Genomic DNA, 17,860 nt, shown 5'->3' with positions numbered 1-17,860 from the left:
TAAGCTTCCTTAATTAATCGCTTCTTTAAGAATGTTATAAATATCTTCTCGAGTCACTTTACGCGGATTTGGAGCCATATACAATTCATCAGCAAAAGCAATATCTGTTAAGATATCAATTTTGTCTTCTTGTACACCTATCGCGCTTAATTTTTCAGGAATACCCGTTTCCCGAGTTAATTCTCTTACTCTCTGCACACCAGCTTTTGCTGCATCTTCTACCGATAATCCCCATGTATTTACTCGTAACGCCTCTGCTATTTGCGCAAATTTATGCGGATTTGCCACCCAGTTGTATTCCAAAACATAAGGGAGCAAAATAGCATTTACGATACCATGAGGCGCATCGTATTGGGCACCAATTGCATGAGAAATACCATGGACTAAGCCAAGACCGCCATTCGCCATCCCAATTCCGGTAGATGTACTGGCTTGTACCATATTATTCATCGCTTCTTCATTATCTGTATTCGAATACGCCTCTAAAATCGCAGTTCCTATCACACGGACTGCATGTAAATTAAGCGCATCTGTAATCACACTTCCATTTTTAGAAACGTATCCTTCTATTGCATGGGTCAAAGCATCCATTCCTGTTGATGCAACTAGAGCACCTGGCATCCCTGTTAATAAATCACCATCTAAAAAGGCAACCTTCGGGAATAAATCTTCTCCAAAGAATAATTTCTTCGTCTTTAATGCTTCATTATCAACGGTAATTACACCTGCATGTCCACCTTCACTTCCTGTTCCAACAGTGGTAGGAATAGCAAATAAGGGCGTTGGTGTATCCTCATATAAATCAAAACCAAAATAATCTGCAATGGAACCTCCATTAGCAAGCAACACTGATAAAGCTTTTGCAAAATCAATGACACTGCCGCCGCCAACTGCTATAAGAGCCTCAATTTGATTATCCTTATACGTTTCGTAAGCCCCATCTGTTGCCGTCACACTTGGGTTCGGCTTCACGTCATCATAAATTTCTGTTTCTATATCTAACGGTTTAAGAATGGCTTGAATGTTATCCAGGATCCCTGAGCCAGCAATTCCTTTATCCGTAATAATCAATATCTTCTTATAGTGATCCTTTTTTAGTTCATCAGCTAGAAATTTAACAGATCCAGAACCAGTTACCAATTTTGTTCTTGCTAAAAACTCCGTATTTTTAATTGCACTCATGATAGTTCCTCCTTTAAAATTTCTATTAAAAATTAGACAAACATGCAGTCTATCTTTATCTCACCTCCTAAAATATGTGGTTATTAATAACTTTTCGCTAATTCTTCATAATAGGTTATAGACTTCATATATTGTTCTATATCAACATATTCATTAGGCTGGTGGGCCAACCTTTCATCCCCTGGTCCATAAATAATGATTGGTATATTTAAAAATGATCCAAAAACAGATCCATCTGTGTAATAATTTGCTCCTGCTTCCGTCGGATGTATTTTGTTTAATGCAGCATTCAGTTCTAATGCTGATTTAATAAATGGCTGATTCTCCTCGTTCCCAAGAGCGGGTAAATCATTTTTTACTGTTAATACAGCATGGAAATCTTCATTGTCCGCATGTATCTCATCCAGAATAGCTTGGATATTATCCAAGATCGTTTCATGTTTTATTTCGGGAATACTTCGAATATCTAGCGTCACCACACATTGATCGGGGACAACATTTGTCTTTACTCCACCAGTAATTGTACTGATATTAAGGCTGGGCTTCCCAAGCAATGCATGCTCTTTTTCATATGGAAATCGATACTCCATCAGTTTATTTAAAACATTATTCATATGGACGATGGCATTAACACCTTGCTCCGGCATAGACCCATGTGCTGTTTTTCCATAAACAACGATCTCTAGCCATAAGGCTCCTTTATGGGCACTGAAAACCCTTCCATTACTTGGTTCAGCAATAACGATTGCTCCGGCATGATGAATGGATTTATCTTTCATCAACTCTCTCGCTCCAAGACAATCTACTTCTTCTCCAGCAGTTCCAGCAAAAATGATATCGGCTTCAGTTTTTTCATTTGCTTGTTTTAACCGAATCATCGCTTCAATAATTGCTGCAACGCCTCCTTTCATATCACAGGACCCTCGTCCATAAATCTTCCCATCCGAAATCTCTCCTGAAAAGGGATCATACTTCCATGGTGTATCTCCAATCGGCACCGTATCTAAATGTCCACTAAAAACGAGTGGAGCACGTGAAGAATCTTTTCCCTCCAAACGGACTACAATATTCGCACGCCCCTTTGTAAACGCTTTAATTTCTGTCTGCAAACCACCCTCTTCTGCATAAGCAGCAATTTTTTTCGCTACCTCCAGCTCATTTCCTTTAGGATTAACACTATTAATACGGATTAAGCTTTGTAAGAATGCTATTGATTTCTCTCTTTCCACTTCTGTCTCTCTTTGTCTACTCAATTCATTACCTCCATGAATAAATAATAGATTTGTCATTATCTACAATGCTTTTTAAAAATTTAATATATTTAGAGGATTTCCCTTAATATAACACGAATGTAATTGTAACAGAGTACAAATATTTCGAAATCTTTTGTACAATAGAACAATATAATCCTTTTCAACCAATTACTAAAGGAGAGAATTGGCAGAATGAATATTAGAGATATGATGCAGTTAGCCCCTTTTCAGCAAGCCAGCATTTTAGCCGGTCGTAATGGGATAGAAAATAAAGTATTGAATGCAACGTTTATTGATGCTCCAGATGGTTATCAATGGTGTAAAAGCGGTGATTTTATCGTAACAACTGGATATCCTTTTATCAGTAATCAGGCATGGGAAAAAGGGGTAATGAAGTTGTTGAAGAGTTTGGTAAGTAAGAATTGTGCTGGGGTGGGAGTGAAGCTTGGAAGATATATTCCTGATTTACCGGAAAAGATTGTAACTTACGCAGATGAAAACAATTTACCTATTGTTTCACTCCCGAATGATCTTTCTTGGTCAGATGTTATTGTTCCTATCATTACCCAGATTAATCAAAAACAAGAAAATGAATTACAAAAAACGCATGAAGTCTATGAACAATTTCATCATCATTTAAAGGTAAAAGGAAATTTATATAACCTGGCTGATTTGCTGCACACAATCATACAAGTTCCAATAACCATTTATAACAGAGATTATAGTCAAATTATCCATACACACGAAGAAATATTTCCTCAAGAAGAAATAGAAAAAATAATATCCACTCTATCCTGCCAAAAGAGTCAGCCGATTCTAAATGCAAATTGGAATGATACGGAATTTACGGTACGTTGGCTATATAGCTCTAATCGCCTTGTTGGTGGTGTATTTTTATGGGGAGCTCATTCCGAACTGCAAGCATGGGAAAAAGCAGCGTTAGAGCAAACTTCTGTCATTACCGTTTTAGAAATAGAAAGAATCCGGACATCTTCTGCTACTTTGCAGCATTTTCGTAATGACTTTTTAACAGAATTACTAGAAGGTAAGATACTAGAGCAAGAAGTAATCTATCGTCGTGCCAGAGAAGTAAATTGGGATTTAGGAGATAGCTATAAAGTGGTTTTATTAGATTGTTACTTAGAAAATTCACCTAACGAAAACGACATACCTATTTGGCAGCAAAAGATAAATATACTTAACGAATTTGAAAATGAATTACGTGTCGTATTACCAAAAACACTTATTGGATTTGATGCTCAAAATCGTTATATCTTTTTAGTATCGGGTACAGAAGAAGATACATCTATTATAAATAAAATACGCCATACCATTCGGAAACTAAATATTACCTCTTTCTGTGGTGGAATTGGCAGGAAAGCTTGGATAGAAGCATTATCGACCAGCTACAAAGAAGCTATTTCGGCTTATCAAGTTGCTTATACCAGCATCGAGGAGAGCGATACTGCTAAAGAGAGTCAATTATATATTCGAAGCTTTCAAAGCTTGGATGTGGAACGAATTCTTTTCTCAGATAACCCCAAAGCTGCTTCTCAATCAATGTTTCAAGAATATCTAAAAAAGGTCGTCGATTATGATAAAAAGCGAAACAGTGATTTACTCTCTACATTAAAAGTATTTTTGGATAATAATATGAATTATGATGAAACAGCCAATGCCTTATTTATACACCGAAACACAGTTCGTTATCGAATAAAGATGATTCAAGAGCTAACAAGTCTGGATTTAGGGAATTTGAAAGATTTATTATTATTACAAATGGCCATGACAGCGATGGATTCATTCGTTGAAGGTTAGGAGGGATTTTTGGTAAAGTTATAACTTTTAGGAGGCTTATAAAACTAAAATCCAATCAGCGAAAAGTTTTTCCTCTTCCGCTGATTGGAGTTATGATTACTTATCTATCAAGTATAATTTGTAAACAAGATTAATCAAAGAAACAATAAAACATACTGAAAATTAACAATAACCAATTATTCACTACATTACTTATATTTATAAGCTCTTTAATGCTTGAATTGCTTCATTTTTCTTTCTATGATTAAACACAAATGATCCAGCTACTAGTCTCCCTGCACCGGCTTCCTTACACTGTTTTCCGGTTTCTATCCCTATTCCCCCATCCACCTCAATCGAAAAATTTAAATGTCGCATCTCACGTAACTTAACTATCTGTGAAATTTTATATAAAGCTTGAGGATGGAATACCTGTCCACCAAAACCTTCATCACAAGTTATCAATAGAACCACGTCTATCAGATCTAAACAATGGACAATAGTCTCAACTGGCGTTTCTAACTTCAAAGCAACTCCCGCTTGTACTTTAGCTTGTTTAATAGCTTGTAAGTTTTTCCTTAGAAAGATTGTACTCTCTTGATGAATGATGATAATATCTGCGCCCGCTTCCAAATAGTGCTTGATATTATATTCAGGTTTATCTATCATCAAATGAACCTCTAATGGCAAATTGGTTACTTTTCGAATTGCAGAAACGGTAGGAGGCCCCCACGTTATATTTTGAACAAATCTCCCGTCCATTATATCAATATGAATTGCATCTGCCCCAGCACGTTCTAACTGCTTAATATCTCTTTCTAAATTTAAATAATCCGCATTTAAAATGGAAGGAGATACAATCATTCATATCACCTGCTTTCTTGTCTAATTATTGGTATATTGTTGTGCTACCTTCTTTTTAACAAAAAATCCAATAGGTATAGTAATAAGAATAAGAATAATTAATCCAATATAACCAATTCTTCCTATATTGGCAATAATAAAATCAAAAATATTCCCATTCCAAAGTGCCGTCGTCTGCCCTTGAATTTCAGTTGCACCACTTCCTTCAGCAAGGCTACTAAAATATGGGGCAAACCAACTGGCTACATATAATACAATAATCATATTTAATATACCACTGATTATTGTTTTTAAAATATTATTATTGTGGATAATAGTTGCCATACAGGTAAAAAATGCGACAAACGCTAGATCACCCAAAGGAAGCACTTTATTCCCCGGCAGGATAACTGCTAAAATTAAAGTAATTGGAATAAGCATTGTCCCAACAATCTGTGTTATTGGCAACCCTAGTGTTAATGCAGAATCTAGACCAATAAAAACTTCTTTACCTTTAAAATATTTATTAAAGAATCCCTTTGCAGATTCTGATATAGGGAGCAGACCCTCCACAATAATTTTTACCATACGCGGGAATAAAACAATAATCGCAACTACACCCATCATCAGATTGGATCCATCTGTAAAATTATAGCCAGCAAGCAAAGCTAGAATAATTCCAAGCATCACACCGATAATAATTGGGTCTCCAAACATTCCAATTTTTCCTTGTAAATATGATAGATCTAATTTTGAATTACGTAGAAATGGTATACGATTATAAATCTTCTCAAGTATTGTAAATAACGGCACTGTACTAGCTGCATAACCTTGTGGAATGGATATCCCGTCAACTCCAAGCGTATTCTGCACTTTTTTTGCAGTATAGTCTGCTGATAACAGCGACCAGGTCGCTTGAATAAGACTAGCCCCCATAGCAATTACAATGCTCCCAGTCATTAAATGAACAACTGCACCTGTAAAAGCGTAGTGAGAATAGTTAAAGATATCTATATTCATTGTTCGGGTAAAACCAATTACTAGTAACACTAGATTTAATAAAAAGACTGCTGGTATGATGAGCGCACCGACAACTGTTGAAAAAGCTACACCTGCTGCTGCACCAGACCCTATATCTATCACTGTCAAATTAAAATTAAAGCGTTGCATAATTTCATTTACTGCTGGTTCTAATATATCTGAAATTAAAGAAATTGCTAAGTTAAGACCAATAAATCCAACGCCTACCATAATACCGCTACGAATAGCTCGTAATATTCCTTGCCCTAAAATAATTCCAATGATTATCAAGACAACCGGAACAAAGACAGTTGATCCAAGTGATAAAAAGTAATCAATGATTCCCATTGTAAAGCCCCCTTTTACGTAAGTATTTGTATAATCTTTTCTTTTACTGCATCCTCATTAACACCAATTAAGAAAGGCGTACCGATAACAACCGGTGTTTTATATTTTGTTTCATCTACTTTCATGGAAGTAACAAATAAATCAGACTTTCCATCATAAGAATCTAATTCATTAATTTGCACTTGGGTGATAGAATAATCAATCCCCGCTTCCTGCAAAATGTTTTCCACTTTCCCCAAAATCATTGTTGACGTTGCCAGCCCAGCTCCACATGCGATAATCACTCTTTTTGTCATATCTAATTCTCCTCATCATCATAGTTTTTTTAATTTAATTAAAATGCTTTTGCATAAAATTTGTTAACGCCGTTTGTGAATCAATTTGTTTAATAGATTCAATAACTTCTTTTTCTTGTAATATTTGACTAATTTTCTTAAGAACCTCTAAATGCCCTTCATTGTTGTTTAATATAAGACCAAAAATTAAGTCTACCTCAATTGGTTTTAAATCCTCTATATTATGAAATGTTATTGATTGTTCCGGCTTGATCACTACAAGTTTTTCTGTATTAGAATAAACTGCTTCTGTATGAACAATGGCCACATTCATATTATTCAGCTTGAGTCCCGTTGGAAATTCTTGTTCTCTTTTTTTGATTGCATCACGGAAGTCCTCCGTCACATATCCTTTTTTCTCAAGCTGATTTGCCATGAAATCAAACAATTGGTTTTGATTATCCAACTTTAGGTTGTAAAATACTAAATCTTCTTCAACATACATGGTGTGTCCTCCAATATTTGTTAATATGCGGTATAGTAGCTTATTCCATAAATAATTGGATGAATTGCTCTGGTTTGGTAAAAGCCTTTACCTGATTCTCCATCGACTCAATCTGGAGAATATTTTGAAACAGTTTTCCTAATAAATTCCGTATCTGCCCCATGTCCTTTTCTGCAACAGCTAATAAAATAATCAACGATACGTGCGACTCATGATTCCATTTAATCGGTTGCTTCGTTGACATTACAGCTATTTTCGTCTCTTTTACTTCAGCTTTCTGACCATGAGGTGTAGCAATCCAACTTTGAACTAATGTATTGCCCAACTCCTCTCTTTCATAGACCGTTTGCTTGAACTTACTTGTTACAATTCCATCTTGTTCAAATAAACGAATCATTTTATTTAAGCATTCTTTCTTTTCAGTTAATTCTTCATTTAAAAAGATATACTTTTTTTCCAAATAACCAGAAGTCTTCCCTGAAGCCGAAGATACTTCTTGGATATCTTCCAACTGTTCAGAAGTTGAATATGTTAAGTAAGCTTTATAAATTTTCATTAAATCCTCATCGCTTACAACAGGAGAAACATAGACAACCGGACAAGAAACTTCCTCTACATTGACAGAAGAAATAATGAAATCTACCTTTGAAATATCTTCATCTTTCAGCATCGGCTTGGCAATCAGTTTAAAATGAATATTAGCAGGTAACAGCTTCTTTATCCGGTTCATAATTAAGTCAGAAGTTACCATTCCTGTCTGACAAACGACTAAGATTTCTCTCATTAAGACTTTCCGCTCAATAGCAACTTGAAAATGAATGGTAATAAAAGTAACCTCATTATCCGATAGCTTAATATCATATTTTTTTTCAAAGTTTTCCATCTCATACCAAACGATTTGAAACAAAATCCCATAGTTCTTTTTGATTTCATCCACTAATGGATTATGAATGGTGATGCCCGTTTTCAGTCGATAAATCATTGGGAACATATGATAGATAAGAGAATCATAGAGCCTTTCATCTAACGTTAAATTAGTTCCCATTGCAGCACTGACTTTGGAAATAATGTTTCGAATGTCCGATGAAAAGAAACTTTCAATATATTTATTATTCACCTTTACTTCGATCCGATGCGCAAATAATTGGCTGCTTATATATTGTATTTCCAAATCTGTAAACTCAAAATTTAACGCTGTAGTGATTCGATGGCATATTTGTACTGCCAACGGGTAATTTGCTAAAATCTCATTCTCCTCCCAATCCATCTTAGGTATCTCCTTGATGTGATGGCCTTTAGAGGAACGTTCTGTCAATATTAAGAGAAAAATGAACAAAGATTTCAAATATTGCTCTGAAATATTTCTATTGAGAACCGAAACAATTTCCTCCATTGCTTGTTCCACATGATGTATAACATTTTCTTGAAATAGAGGCGCTAGATTTTTCGCATACGTAGCTATGGAATAGTTATGAACACGCTTTTTAATCACGTAATAAGCAAAACGTTTTAATGTTTTTTGAATACCAATTTCAGATCCTACTACTCTTGTTCCTTTAACATCTGATATCAAAGAAACTTCATCACCCATAAACCGCTTAATTTGGTTCAAATCTTTCGTAATAGAAGTAGAGCTGATATATAATTCCATGGATAAGAATTGATAGGTCAACGTTTGATTTTCTATCAGTAACCACTTAACAATTAAAATTTGTCTATCCAAAGACGAATAAATTACATTTTCATCTGAATCCGTTTTTCTTCTTAGTTGCTGATAAAATGTATCTGAGGATACGATATCTCCAGATAATTTAATTCCTTGGTTTGGTTTTCTTTCGAATTTCACTTCAAAAGAATGAAACGCCTCCTCTAATTTTGTAATATCATTAAAGATCGTTCGTTCTGAAACATTTAACAGATTGGCATAATATTTCGCTGGCATATATTCCTGTTTATCCGTCATTAATTTAACTAATTTTGCTTGACGTGTTGTAATATCAAACAATGTGAACACTTCCTCCTATAAAATTAGGTCGGATGATCATTACAAATATTTCTACTATCTTCCTAAACCTCAAATTGTTTTAAAGCTTATTTTAGCAGAATAATTTCAATGGTTTCTCTATTCACCAATTATTTTTATATGACAAGTTCGGTCCCGCTTACGTAATTGATCCCAATCAATAAAATAAATGTAGCCAACCATACCAATTTGCATTTCTCCATTTTCGATGACAAAGGTTTCACTTGTACCTAACAATGTACTTTTCAAATGCGCATCCGTATTTAACATGGTATATGCTTCCGGGCTGATTTTCCCTTTAAAATCTTCCAATCCAACTCGTATATGCTCTGGACCCGGATGATGATACTGACCTTGTGTCTTACAATCTGGGATAAGATTCTCCAACAACTTGTTTAAATCAAGCTGCAAATATTCATAACCATAAAAATCTTTATCATAAGAAAGTTCTTCAAAAATAACAGAGCATGTCGTATGTGGCGATGCTACAACACATATTCCTTCTTTAATACCACTTGCCTCGACATGTTGTTTAACTTGCTCGGTAATTTCATGATAAGTTACTCGATTTCCATATGAGGTAAGGGTTAACTTTGCTGAATATACAGTCATTTCTTACTTCCTTTCCCTATTAATTGTAGAAACAGCTTGAATCATTTTCTCCATCATTTCTATGGGGGAAGCAGCTTTGACAATCCCACTGGTTACACCTACACCATCTGCGCCCAAACGGAATAATTCTTCCACATCTTTTTCAGAACGGATACCTGCTCCTTGCTCTACTAACACATTGGGATTGATCTCTTTTATTTTTTTTATGGTAGACGTCACATAATCACGACTACTGATTTGAGACTGTCCAATCTGTTCCGTCGGTTCCGCCAATACAATATCTGGCTGAAGCAACGCTATAGCTTGGGCTTCCAAAACAGAATCTGCACAAATAATCGTTTTTAATCCCTTTTGTTTGGCCCGCTGTACAATATGCACAAGTGTAGACAGAGATAATGGATGATCCGCATGATTCAATACAGCTGCTTGGACACCAATATCTACTAGAGATTCAATGGAAACCTTCCCCATCGAAGCTCCTGGAGAAACATCATCTACATGCTGAGCAGTGACAACTAAATTGGGACATTCCTGCACAATATTCGCTAATTCAGTGGGCGGTGCAGTAAATAAAATATCAATAGCATGGTGTACAGCTAATTCATCTGCTTTCCGTGCCAATTCCATTAAGGGGTTTCCATATAAAAAACTCTTCGGGTTAACTACAAAAAATGGAGCTTTTATTTTTTCTTTTTGCAAAGCTTACATCACTCCCTTCCATTAAAAGATAATCGATTCCGTTTTAAACACTTGAAAATAATGTCTTAAACAATCCTTCATTCCATCATTCATTTGCTTCTGTATATCAAAATAATTTTTCTCTTCTATAGAAAGTTTCTTCACTGCATTGTTGATGATATCTGTAAAAATATTAATTTTAACAATTCCATTGGAAGCACACCTTCTCAAATTATCATCGCCGGAAGATGAACTTCCATGTAACACTAATGGCACTGGTACAACCTTCGAGATATCTTTTAATCTATCAAAATTGATTTCGGGGAGCCCTTTATAATTCCCGTGAGCAGTACCGATAGAAATTGCCAGTGAATCTACATTGGTTTCCTGATAAAATTTTCGGGCATCTTCTACAGTTGTATAAGAGGAATCACTATGTGCGTGATTCTCATAGTTATCTCCTGACCCAACATGGCCAATTTCTGCTTCCACGACAACATCCTGACTATGTGCATAATCAATGATTTCCTTTGTTTTTTGAACATTTTCTTCAAATGAATCTTGAGATGCATCAATCATTACCGATGAAAAACCTAAATCAACTGCCCTTTTTACAAATGCTGTATCCTCTCCATGATCCAAGTGAAGCACGACAGGAACTCTTGCATGTTTTGCGTAGTATTTCCCGAGCAATGCTGCTTCTTCCACATCCATCACTTCATGGTGTGCCTGTGCAAATGAAACAATAATTGGTACATTCAATTTCTCTGCTACATCCATATAAGCACGTAATGTATATTGATCTATAAAATTTGCAGCTGGTATAGCAAATTTCTTTTTCTGAGCTATTTCAAATAAATTTTTTGAATGAACTAACACTGCCTTCCCTCCTTATGTTTTACTATTTACATTATCTATATTTAAATTATCATGTAAGCGTTTTCTATTCATTTCAAATTGTTTCTATAATAATGATGAAAAAAGAAATGATCTTTTATTTAGGGGGGTGAGTAATCGCAAAAGCTCTTCAGTAGGGCAAGTAATCGCAGCCCCAACCTCAGGTGGCTGCGAACTTAGCCGACTTGATCCTATTTATCAGATTTTTTAAACACGCACTATTAGTTAATAATTTATTGAAATTTTTATACTGATCCTTTATTATTCATTATAAGAACATTTGTTCTATTATATTGGATAAAGGAGTGCTTTACATGGATGAATACACAACAAAATATTTAGCAGACGTCTCAACTCAGTTGCTTAAAAGTAGTTATAGTTGGATCATATCTAAAAGAGAAATTGCAAGAAATGCACAAACCCTAGAGGATCAAAGGGAAAAATATGAGGAGATTATTGATCAATTACTAGAAGAGGAAAATAATTCAAAAAGCGTTGCGTTACATTATAAAGAATTATACGAGAACGTTAGCATTAAAGATGAGGATATAGAATATTTAAGAGAGACTATTGAAAGAGTTTTTACTATCATTAATGATTATAAAGATGAAAACAAAAGTGAGGAAGAAGGTCTTTCCGCAAGACAAGGTATAGATGCCTTTCTTGATTTAATACATGTTGATACTTTAAAAACCATGCAATTACTTGGATTCAAATATAAAGATGCAATTGGAAAGCCCCTTACAGACGTTTGTGCAGATTTTATTTATACAAAACTAGGCGGAAATAACCAATCTTATAAACCAAACGCCTAATAATTTATAAAGAAGAAAAGAATGGGCAACACCAAAATCTTTGGCTGAAAAATATTTAAGTGTGATAAAGACAACTAGCTAGCAGCGGAAATAAGCATAGCCCCTTTGGGAAATCGCATTGGTCTTCGGTGTGGATAGTAACCGTAACCCCAGTGTGAATACAATGCAGAAAGGCTATCTTCTTTTTCAGGGAGGCTGAAGACAAGCCTATGGAAAAGGAAGTATATTTCTGGGGTTGCTATTACTCAGCCCATCATAACCCGTTGCAGCGGTTGCTTACACCAAAACTATATCTTCTATGTCACCCATAGATTTTGGTGAAGAACCGAAAAGAATAAATCTTATGTTCTGCTCGCTAAGAAATATTCCATTAAATTTTATTCTTTTTGTAAAATAAATAATTCAGGTTGAGTTTTCTGGCAATTTAATAGCATACATGCTATCATTATTATACAATAAAATAAAAAGGAATTATGATATGCTCCATTCAAATTACCCAATATTATATGCAGGGAATACATTTAATTTTGAATTATACCTTCTACGTCAAGCCGAACAAGAATTACGAGTTGGAAAACCAAGAGTTTGGACCAAAATTGCCGATATCTACGCTAAGCAACTTACGATTATTTCAATCAATCCGTATCCTGAGGCAGAAACAACAATTACAATATTTGGTTCAGACGAAATCCCTCCCTCTTTGAAACATATTATATACAACACTAATTATCATAATTTTTACAGGTGGGGAATAAAAGGTGAGAGAACGGGTAATCATCGTATTATCTATGCAATTCATAATTATCATAAAGTTATTCTGCTTCATTACTTCGATAAACAATATAACGGTTTAATAAAACAAAAAAATATCCTCCCAGCTGAAGAAAACTATGCAATTTACTGTAAAAATGACCCGACCCTATACTAAAGGAGAGATTAACAATGAGTGACTTTTTTAAACGATATGCATTAATACGTGGTGAACAACATGTACAAAACTTGCAATATGAAGGAAGAATTGCCGCACAAATAAAAACCTCACGCTATCAGATGAAACTCTCCCAGCAACAGCTTGCTGATTTAGCAGGCATTCCTAAATCAACAATTGGAAGAATTGAAGCTGGTTTAACAAGCCCTAAAGTAGATACATTATTACGAATTTCAAGAGCATTAAATACACCATTTATTATTGATGGCACAATCGACAATAATCCAAAAATTATATCTGCAGAAACATAAAATGAAACTTCATTCAATAAGTTTTTTCGATTGGATGAGTAATCGCAACTCCAAATCATTTGCAATTACTCATCCAACAAAGCCGCAATTTATTGAACAAACTGGTCTCTGTCTCTAGCTGGTAAACCTTCTATTTAGAAATTTCATATTTTCTCTATTCTTTAAGCAGGAATCTTACATCGATTTACACTACTTTTATTCCATTCAAAAACCCTTTGATTCTCATTTTATTTAATGAAAATCAAAGGGTTTCTAATCTTTTATCTTTCTACTTTCTCCAGTACCCTTTTCCCAATAAGAACTGAATGTACACGATCTCCATCCATTGAAAAATAAATTCTCTCCCCTGTTTCCGCAATAAAATCATTTTCAGATATCGAGTAAAAACAGGTTATTAATTCATTTCGGTTTAAATAGAGCACATCATCCTGTATCGATACAGAAGCTTTATCGCCTTCTCCTGATTGATATACTCCAGAAAAAATACGCCAATTCAACGCTTCGCCAGGTAATATATTGCTCTCTTTGAAAGGTACCTCATTTGGTATCCCTAAAATAATATTTAATGCGGTTACTAATATCTTCTCTGCTGGAACATCAGCCATGTTAATTAAAATAGATGCAGATATTCCCTTGTCCCTGATAACTTGAAAATTAGAGGATACGCCTTTTATACCGCCTCCATGGCCGAACCGAGTGTATTCACCAATAGAATTTATTTCTATTCCATATCCATAATCGCCACCATTAGGCAAGCTAAAAGCAGGAGAAATCATTTTTTCGATTTTATCTTCAGTTATAATGTCCCTTGCTTGTAAAGTACCATTTAAACGCAGCATTTCTACATAGTTCATTAAGTTATCAGCGGATGCTTTCCAAGAACCATTGGTATAAATATCCCCGACATCCCACCAGGCTGGTGAATGAAAAATACCAAATTGCTTTTCTTTATATGCATATAATTCCGTTACATTTTCTCGATTCATCAACGATTTAGTAAGAAAATAAGAATCTTTCAGCTGCAGTGGAGAAAATAATTTCTCTTCAACATATTCTATAAATGTCATACCACTTGCCAGTTCAATGATTTTTTGCAGCAGACCAAATCCTTCGTTGGAATAATTAAATACTGCACCTGGAGGTCCCAACAGTTCAAAATCCATATTGCTTATTTGTTCAATCAATTCATCAACTGTCTGTATAATGGCATTTTCGTTTCCTTGCCATTCTCCAAATAAAAACTCACCATCCGGATCATTCTGGATGCTTCTGATACGTGCATTATGAATACAAGGCAAACCTGGTAAGCCGCTGGTATGGGACATCAGGTGTTTAATTTCCAGCTGTTTCAAATAATCCTCTCTGGGTAATTGTAATTGCGGTAACCAGTTGATTACTTTATCATTATGACTCAGTTTTCCTTCTTCCTCTAATTTCATGACCATAAGACATGTCAGAGATTTGGTGATAGAAGCTAAGCCAAATATGGTGTCTTTAGTAACGGGAAGTGCTTCGTCGATATTTCTATATCCATAGTAATTCTCGTAAATACTCTGTCCTTCTTGATATATGGTTAGTGCCATACCGGGGACTTTTAATTCTTTGCAGGTTTGATTTAATTCTTTATTTAGAGTTTCTTCGGTAGATTTAGGCAGCATGAGTGAAGTCTCCTTATGTAGTAAATTTCTAATATTATATTTATTTTATCGGATAACAGATCATATTACTAATTTTCAATTTTTAAATATGTAGAGACTAAAAAATCCTTTATATTGATTAGAACAGGCGATTCCCTGGCTAAATGCACAATATAAAGGAAATATTAAAACTGTAGCCGGTTGACTTTAAAGACTTATTCGCTCCTTATACTTAGCAATAAGCATTTGATTATGTTCATCTGATCCTTCCAAGTTTCCACTTAAGAAAATAGGAGGCTCAAAATTATTTTCTGTCATCTTTTTAATAGATTCCGCAAAAATAGCATTTAATAGTACAGCTCCAATCACCGTAGAACTTGGTGAAAAGTTTACCTTGACCTTTTCATGAGATAGAAGTGCATCTCCGATTGGAGCATGGTTATCAATAACTAAGTCCACGGTATCAAACAAACGCTGCCCACTTATATGGCGTGATGGTTGACTGGATGCATATCCGATAGATGTCATACCGATAACATAAGCGCCTTTGCTTTTTGCAAATTTAGCAGCATCAACTGGAACAGGATTTCTTCCTGAAGTGGAAAGAATCATCACCACATCCTCTTGACGAATATCCTGTTCTTCCATAAAGGTTTTTGCATACTCATTTTTTCTTTCTAAATCAGAGGACCGAACAGCTCCTTCATGAAGCATTAGCGGCTCATGAAAAATAGGATGTATTGGAACCAATCCACCTGCACGATAATAAACTTCTTCCGTTAAAATATGCGAATGTCCACAACCAAACAAGTGGATAATTCCTCCATTTTGTATCGCATTGGCAACTTTCTCCGCAGCAGTTATCATAGCTTCCTTTTCTTCTTTTTCTACGGTTTCCAATAAATCTGCAATTTGGTTAAAATACGAATGAATCATTCTCATCCTCCTCTCTATTCTATCTCTCCGAAGCTTTCTAAAATGTTAACAATATTTTCTAAAGCAATATCAATGATATATTTTCCTTTGTCCCTTGTTGCAATACTTGCATCTCCTAATACTGCCGTTCCCGTAAAATCTTCCCAGGGGACAGGAGTTGCATCTACATACGCCGGTATATCTGGAATATCTGCTGGCGCTTTCTCCATCTCTACGAATTCCGGAGCTAGATAAAGCATGTAAGATGTCTCTATCTCATCGGCATGGAAATAAGTAGTATGAGAAGCGTTTTTATCACGAATCTCAGCTGCTGCTTTATTCATACCTGGATAAAAGAAATAGAATACATGTAATTCCGGGCAAGATTCATATAATTCACGGGCTGCTTCTTTTAAAGCAGTTTGATTTCCTAAATGTCCATTTACCATTGCAAATGTCTTAAATCCTTGCTTATAAAGGCTTTCTCCAATATCCACCAAAAACGCGATAAGGGAACGATTACTTATATGAATACTTCCCGGAAAGTTACGCAGACTCCATACCTGACCATAAGGTAATGTAGGTAATACCAAACCATTAACACGTTTCGCTATTTTTTTGGATAAACGTTCTGCAAGGATATTGTCTGTCCCAAGTGGTAAGTGCGGGCCGTGTGCCTCTACTGCACCAATTGGTAAAATAGCAATTTTAGATTGATCAATCTTCCTCTTCACCCCAAAAGAATTTTCATATTGGAATTCCATTTTTATCACCTACTTTTTTTATCTATAATCCAAAGAATTAACATACTCCTTTGGATTATTTTTTAAATGTAAAACAACGTTCTGGATTACGAATAAAAATCTTATCAATTAATTTTTCACCATCAAATCCATTTCGATGTGCTTCATCAATAAAGCGTGGAACCCATTTTCCAATAATATATTCCAACCCTAATCCATGGTCATAGTGCTTATAATAAGATTTTCTTGCTGTATCTCCACTCACAAGAATTTGATCTTCATATCCTTTTTTCACCAATTCCAGAATACAATGGATACGTGTACTCTCCGGAGCATATTTAATTTTTGATATACCATCAAAGGAGAGAAATGCGCCTGTTTGCGCGATCTGTTCGTGATAATAAGGATCTGGATTGCGGTCCATATGACCGAAGCTCATATATTCTAAATTAACACCTTCCTTTTGCAATAGCGCAATTTGTTCAAGCCCCATTGTTCCAGCTTCTGTATGGGAATGCATGGGTGCTTTGGTTTCATGATGCGCAATAGCTACCGCACGTAATGTTTTTTCTTCCAAAGGGGTTATTCGATTATAGCCTGTACCAAATTTCACTTGTCCTCCTGGTATTTTCGTACCTTCTAACCCTTCTTCTATTTCACGAATAACAAAATCAGCTAGTTCATTAACGGATTTTGCATCAATCCATTGATCATACGTAGCATAGTCCCCTGTCACTTTTTTCACATGCTCTGGTATCGGCGCATCCCATAGAAAGCTTTTATTAAATCCAGCTGTACCAATAATAGTAATACCCGTCTCTTCTGCAATTTCTTTTACGGCCCGAATATCACGTCCATAATCCACAGCAGTAGCATCCACGATTGCTTGCCCCCCAAGTTCTTTAAAATCTCGGACATCCTGCTTTGATTTATCTCTATCATCTAGAAGTAAATCATCTTGTTTTTGCTCCACCCAATATGGAGGTCTACAGACGATATGTTCATGCGAATAAGTGAAGCCTAATGTTGATGGGTCGATATCACCGTGTAATGTTCTGATAAATCCCATTAGAATCAC

Annotated in this window: 18 protein-coding genes; 4 read left to right on the top strand and 14 right to left on the bottom strand. The window is 35.2% G+C overall.

What is annotated here, in order from left to right:
* Positions 1-9 precede the first annotated feature (9 nt).
* Together BN986_RS05150 and BN986_RS05145 are read right to left on the bottom strand one after the other, a co-directional pair.
* The gene (locus BN986_RS05150; RefSeq protein WP_040978579.1) at positions 10-1,182 is read right to left on the bottom strand and encodes an iron-containing alcohol dehydrogenase; all 1,173 of its coding nucleotides are present in this window, start codon (positions 1,180-1,182) and stop codon (positions 10-12) included.
* An 83-nt stretch (positions 1,183-1,265) separates the two neighbouring features.
* A complete protein-coding gene (locus BN986_RS05145) occupies positions 1,266-2,435 on the bottom strand; it encodes a M20 family metallopeptidase (RefSeq protein ID WP_244444945.1) in 1,170 nt (389 codons plus the stop codon).
* A gap of 192 nt (positions 2,436-2,627) precedes the next feature.
* Between BN986_RS05145 and BN986_RS05140 the strand changes: the two genes are divergently transcribed.
* The gene (locus tag BN986_RS05140; protein WP_040978578.1) at positions 2,628-4,253 is read left to right on the top strand and encodes a PucR family transcriptional regulator; all 1,626 of its coding nucleotides are present in this window, start codon (positions 2,628-2,630) and stop codon (positions 4,251-4,253) included.
* Between the two features lie 198 nt (positions 4,254-4,451).
* Here the strand turns inward: BN986_RS05140 and rpe are convergent, their stop codons facing one another.
* The 8 genes from rpe to BN986_RS05100 all read right to left on the bottom strand — a co-directional run bounded on the left by rpe (position 4,452) and on the right by BN986_RS05100 (position 11,415).
* Positions 4,452-5,096: a ribulose-phosphate 3-epimerase gene (gene rpe, locus BN986_RS05135; protein WP_040978576.1), complete on the bottom strand. Its 645-nt coding sequence runs from the start codon at positions 5,094-5,096 to the stop codon at positions 4,452-4,454.
* 21 nt (positions 5,097-5,117) lie between these two features.
* On the bottom strand, positions 5,118-6,443 hold the full coding sequence (locus BN986_RS05130) for a PTS galactitol transporter subunit IIC (protein ID WP_081922124.1): 1,326 nt from the start codon (positions 6,441-6,443) through the stop codon (positions 5,118-5,120).
* A 14-nt stretch (positions 6,444-6,457) separates the two neighbouring features.
* Complete coding sequence (locus tag BN986_RS05125; RefSeq protein WP_040978575.1) at positions 6,458-6,739, bottom strand: PTS sugar transporter subunit IIB; 282 nt, start codon at positions 6,737-6,739, stop codon at positions 6,458-6,460.
* Positions 6,740-6,773: 34 nt separating this feature from the next.
* Positions 6,774-7,223 (bottom strand): PTS sugar transporter subunit IIA, encoded by a 450-nt coding sequence (locus tag BN986_RS05120; RefSeq protein ID WP_052400646.1) that lies wholly within the window; start codon positions 7,221-7,223, stop codon positions 6,774-6,776.
* Between the two features lie 40 nt (positions 7,224-7,263).
* Complete coding sequence (locus BN986_RS05115; RefSeq protein ID WP_040978574.1) at positions 7,264-9,228, bottom strand: BglG family transcription antiterminator; 1,965 nt, start codon at positions 9,226-9,228, stop codon at positions 7,264-7,266.
* Between the two features lie 117 nt (positions 9,229-9,345).
* On the bottom strand, positions 9,346-9,858 hold the full coding sequence (locus BN986_RS05110) for a secondary thiamine-phosphate synthase enzyme YjbQ (protein WP_040978573.1): 513 nt from the start codon (positions 9,856-9,858) through the stop codon (positions 9,346-9,348).
* A 3-nt stretch (positions 9,859-9,861) separates the two neighbouring features.
* Complete coding sequence (locus tag BN986_RS05105; protein ID WP_040978572.1) at positions 9,862-10,557, bottom strand: triose-phosphate isomerase; 696 nt, start codon at positions 10,555-10,557, stop codon at positions 9,862-9,864.
* A gap of 21 nt (positions 10,558-10,578) precedes the next feature.
* Positions 10,579-11,415, bottom strand: a complete 837-nt coding sequence (locus BN986_RS05100; RefSeq protein ID WP_040978571.1) for a class II fructose-bisphosphate aldolase — start codon at positions 11,413-11,415, stop codon at positions 10,579-10,581.
* A 332-nt stretch (positions 11,416-11,747) separates the two neighbouring features.
* On the opposite strand from BN986_RS05100, the gene BN986_RS05095 reads away from it, so the two are divergent.
* From BN986_RS05095 to BN986_RS05085, 3 genes are all read left to right on the top strand, one after another.
* Complete coding sequence (locus BN986_RS05095; RefSeq protein WP_052400645.1) at positions 11,748-12,248, top strand: hypothetical protein; 501 nt, start codon at positions 11,748-11,750, stop codon at positions 12,246-12,248.
* Positions 12,249-12,684: 436 nt separating this feature from the next.
* Positions 12,685-13,176 carry a hypothetical protein gene (locus BN986_RS05090; protein WP_244444944.1) on the top strand — a complete coding sequence of 164 codons (492 nt, stop codon included), beginning with the start codon at positions 12,685-12,687 and terminating at the stop codon, positions 13,174-13,176.
* A gap of 14 nt (positions 13,177-13,190) precedes the next feature.
* Positions 13,191-13,487 (top strand): helix-turn-helix domain-containing protein, encoded by a 297-nt coding sequence (locus BN986_RS05085; protein WP_040978569.1) that lies wholly within the window; start codon positions 13,191-13,193, stop codon positions 13,485-13,487.
* Positions 13,488-13,747: 260 nt separating this feature from the next.
* Here BN986_RS05085 and BN986_RS05080 read toward each other — a convergent pair whose 3' ends face one another.
* From BN986_RS05080 to BN986_RS05065, 4 genes are all read right to left on the bottom strand, one after another.
* Positions 13,748-15,145, bottom strand: a complete 1,398-nt coding sequence (locus BN986_RS05080; RefSeq protein ID WP_040978568.1) for a serine hydrolase domain-containing protein — start codon at positions 15,143-15,145, stop codon at positions 13,748-13,750.
* Between the two features lie 186 nt (positions 15,146-15,331).
* Entirely contained in the window at positions 15,332-16,060 is a 729-nt protein-coding gene (locus tag BN986_RS05075; protein ID WP_040978567.1) for an SIS domain-containing protein, read from the bottom strand.
* 14 nt (positions 16,061-16,074) lie between these two features.
* Entirely contained in the window at positions 16,075-16,803 is a 729-nt protein-coding gene (locus BN986_RS05070) for a creatininase family protein (RefSeq protein WP_040978566.1), read from the bottom strand.
* A gap of 55 nt (positions 16,804-16,858) precedes the next feature.
* The gene (locus BN986_RS05065; RefSeq protein WP_040978565.1) at positions 16,859-17,851 is read right to left on the bottom strand and encodes a phosphotriesterase family protein; all 993 of its coding nucleotides are present in this window, start codon (positions 17,849-17,851) and stop codon (positions 16,859-16,861) included.
* Positions 17,852-17,860: the final 9 nt, after the last annotated feature.

Source organism: Oceanobacillus jeddahensis, from assembly GCF_000750635.1.
GTDB lineage: Bacteria > Bacillota > Bacilli > Bacillales > Amphibacillaceae > Oceanobacillus > Oceanobacillus jeddahense.
The sequence above is the reverse complement of the archived record's forward strand: the minus strand, read 5'-3'. Positions and strand labels throughout refer to the sequence as shown.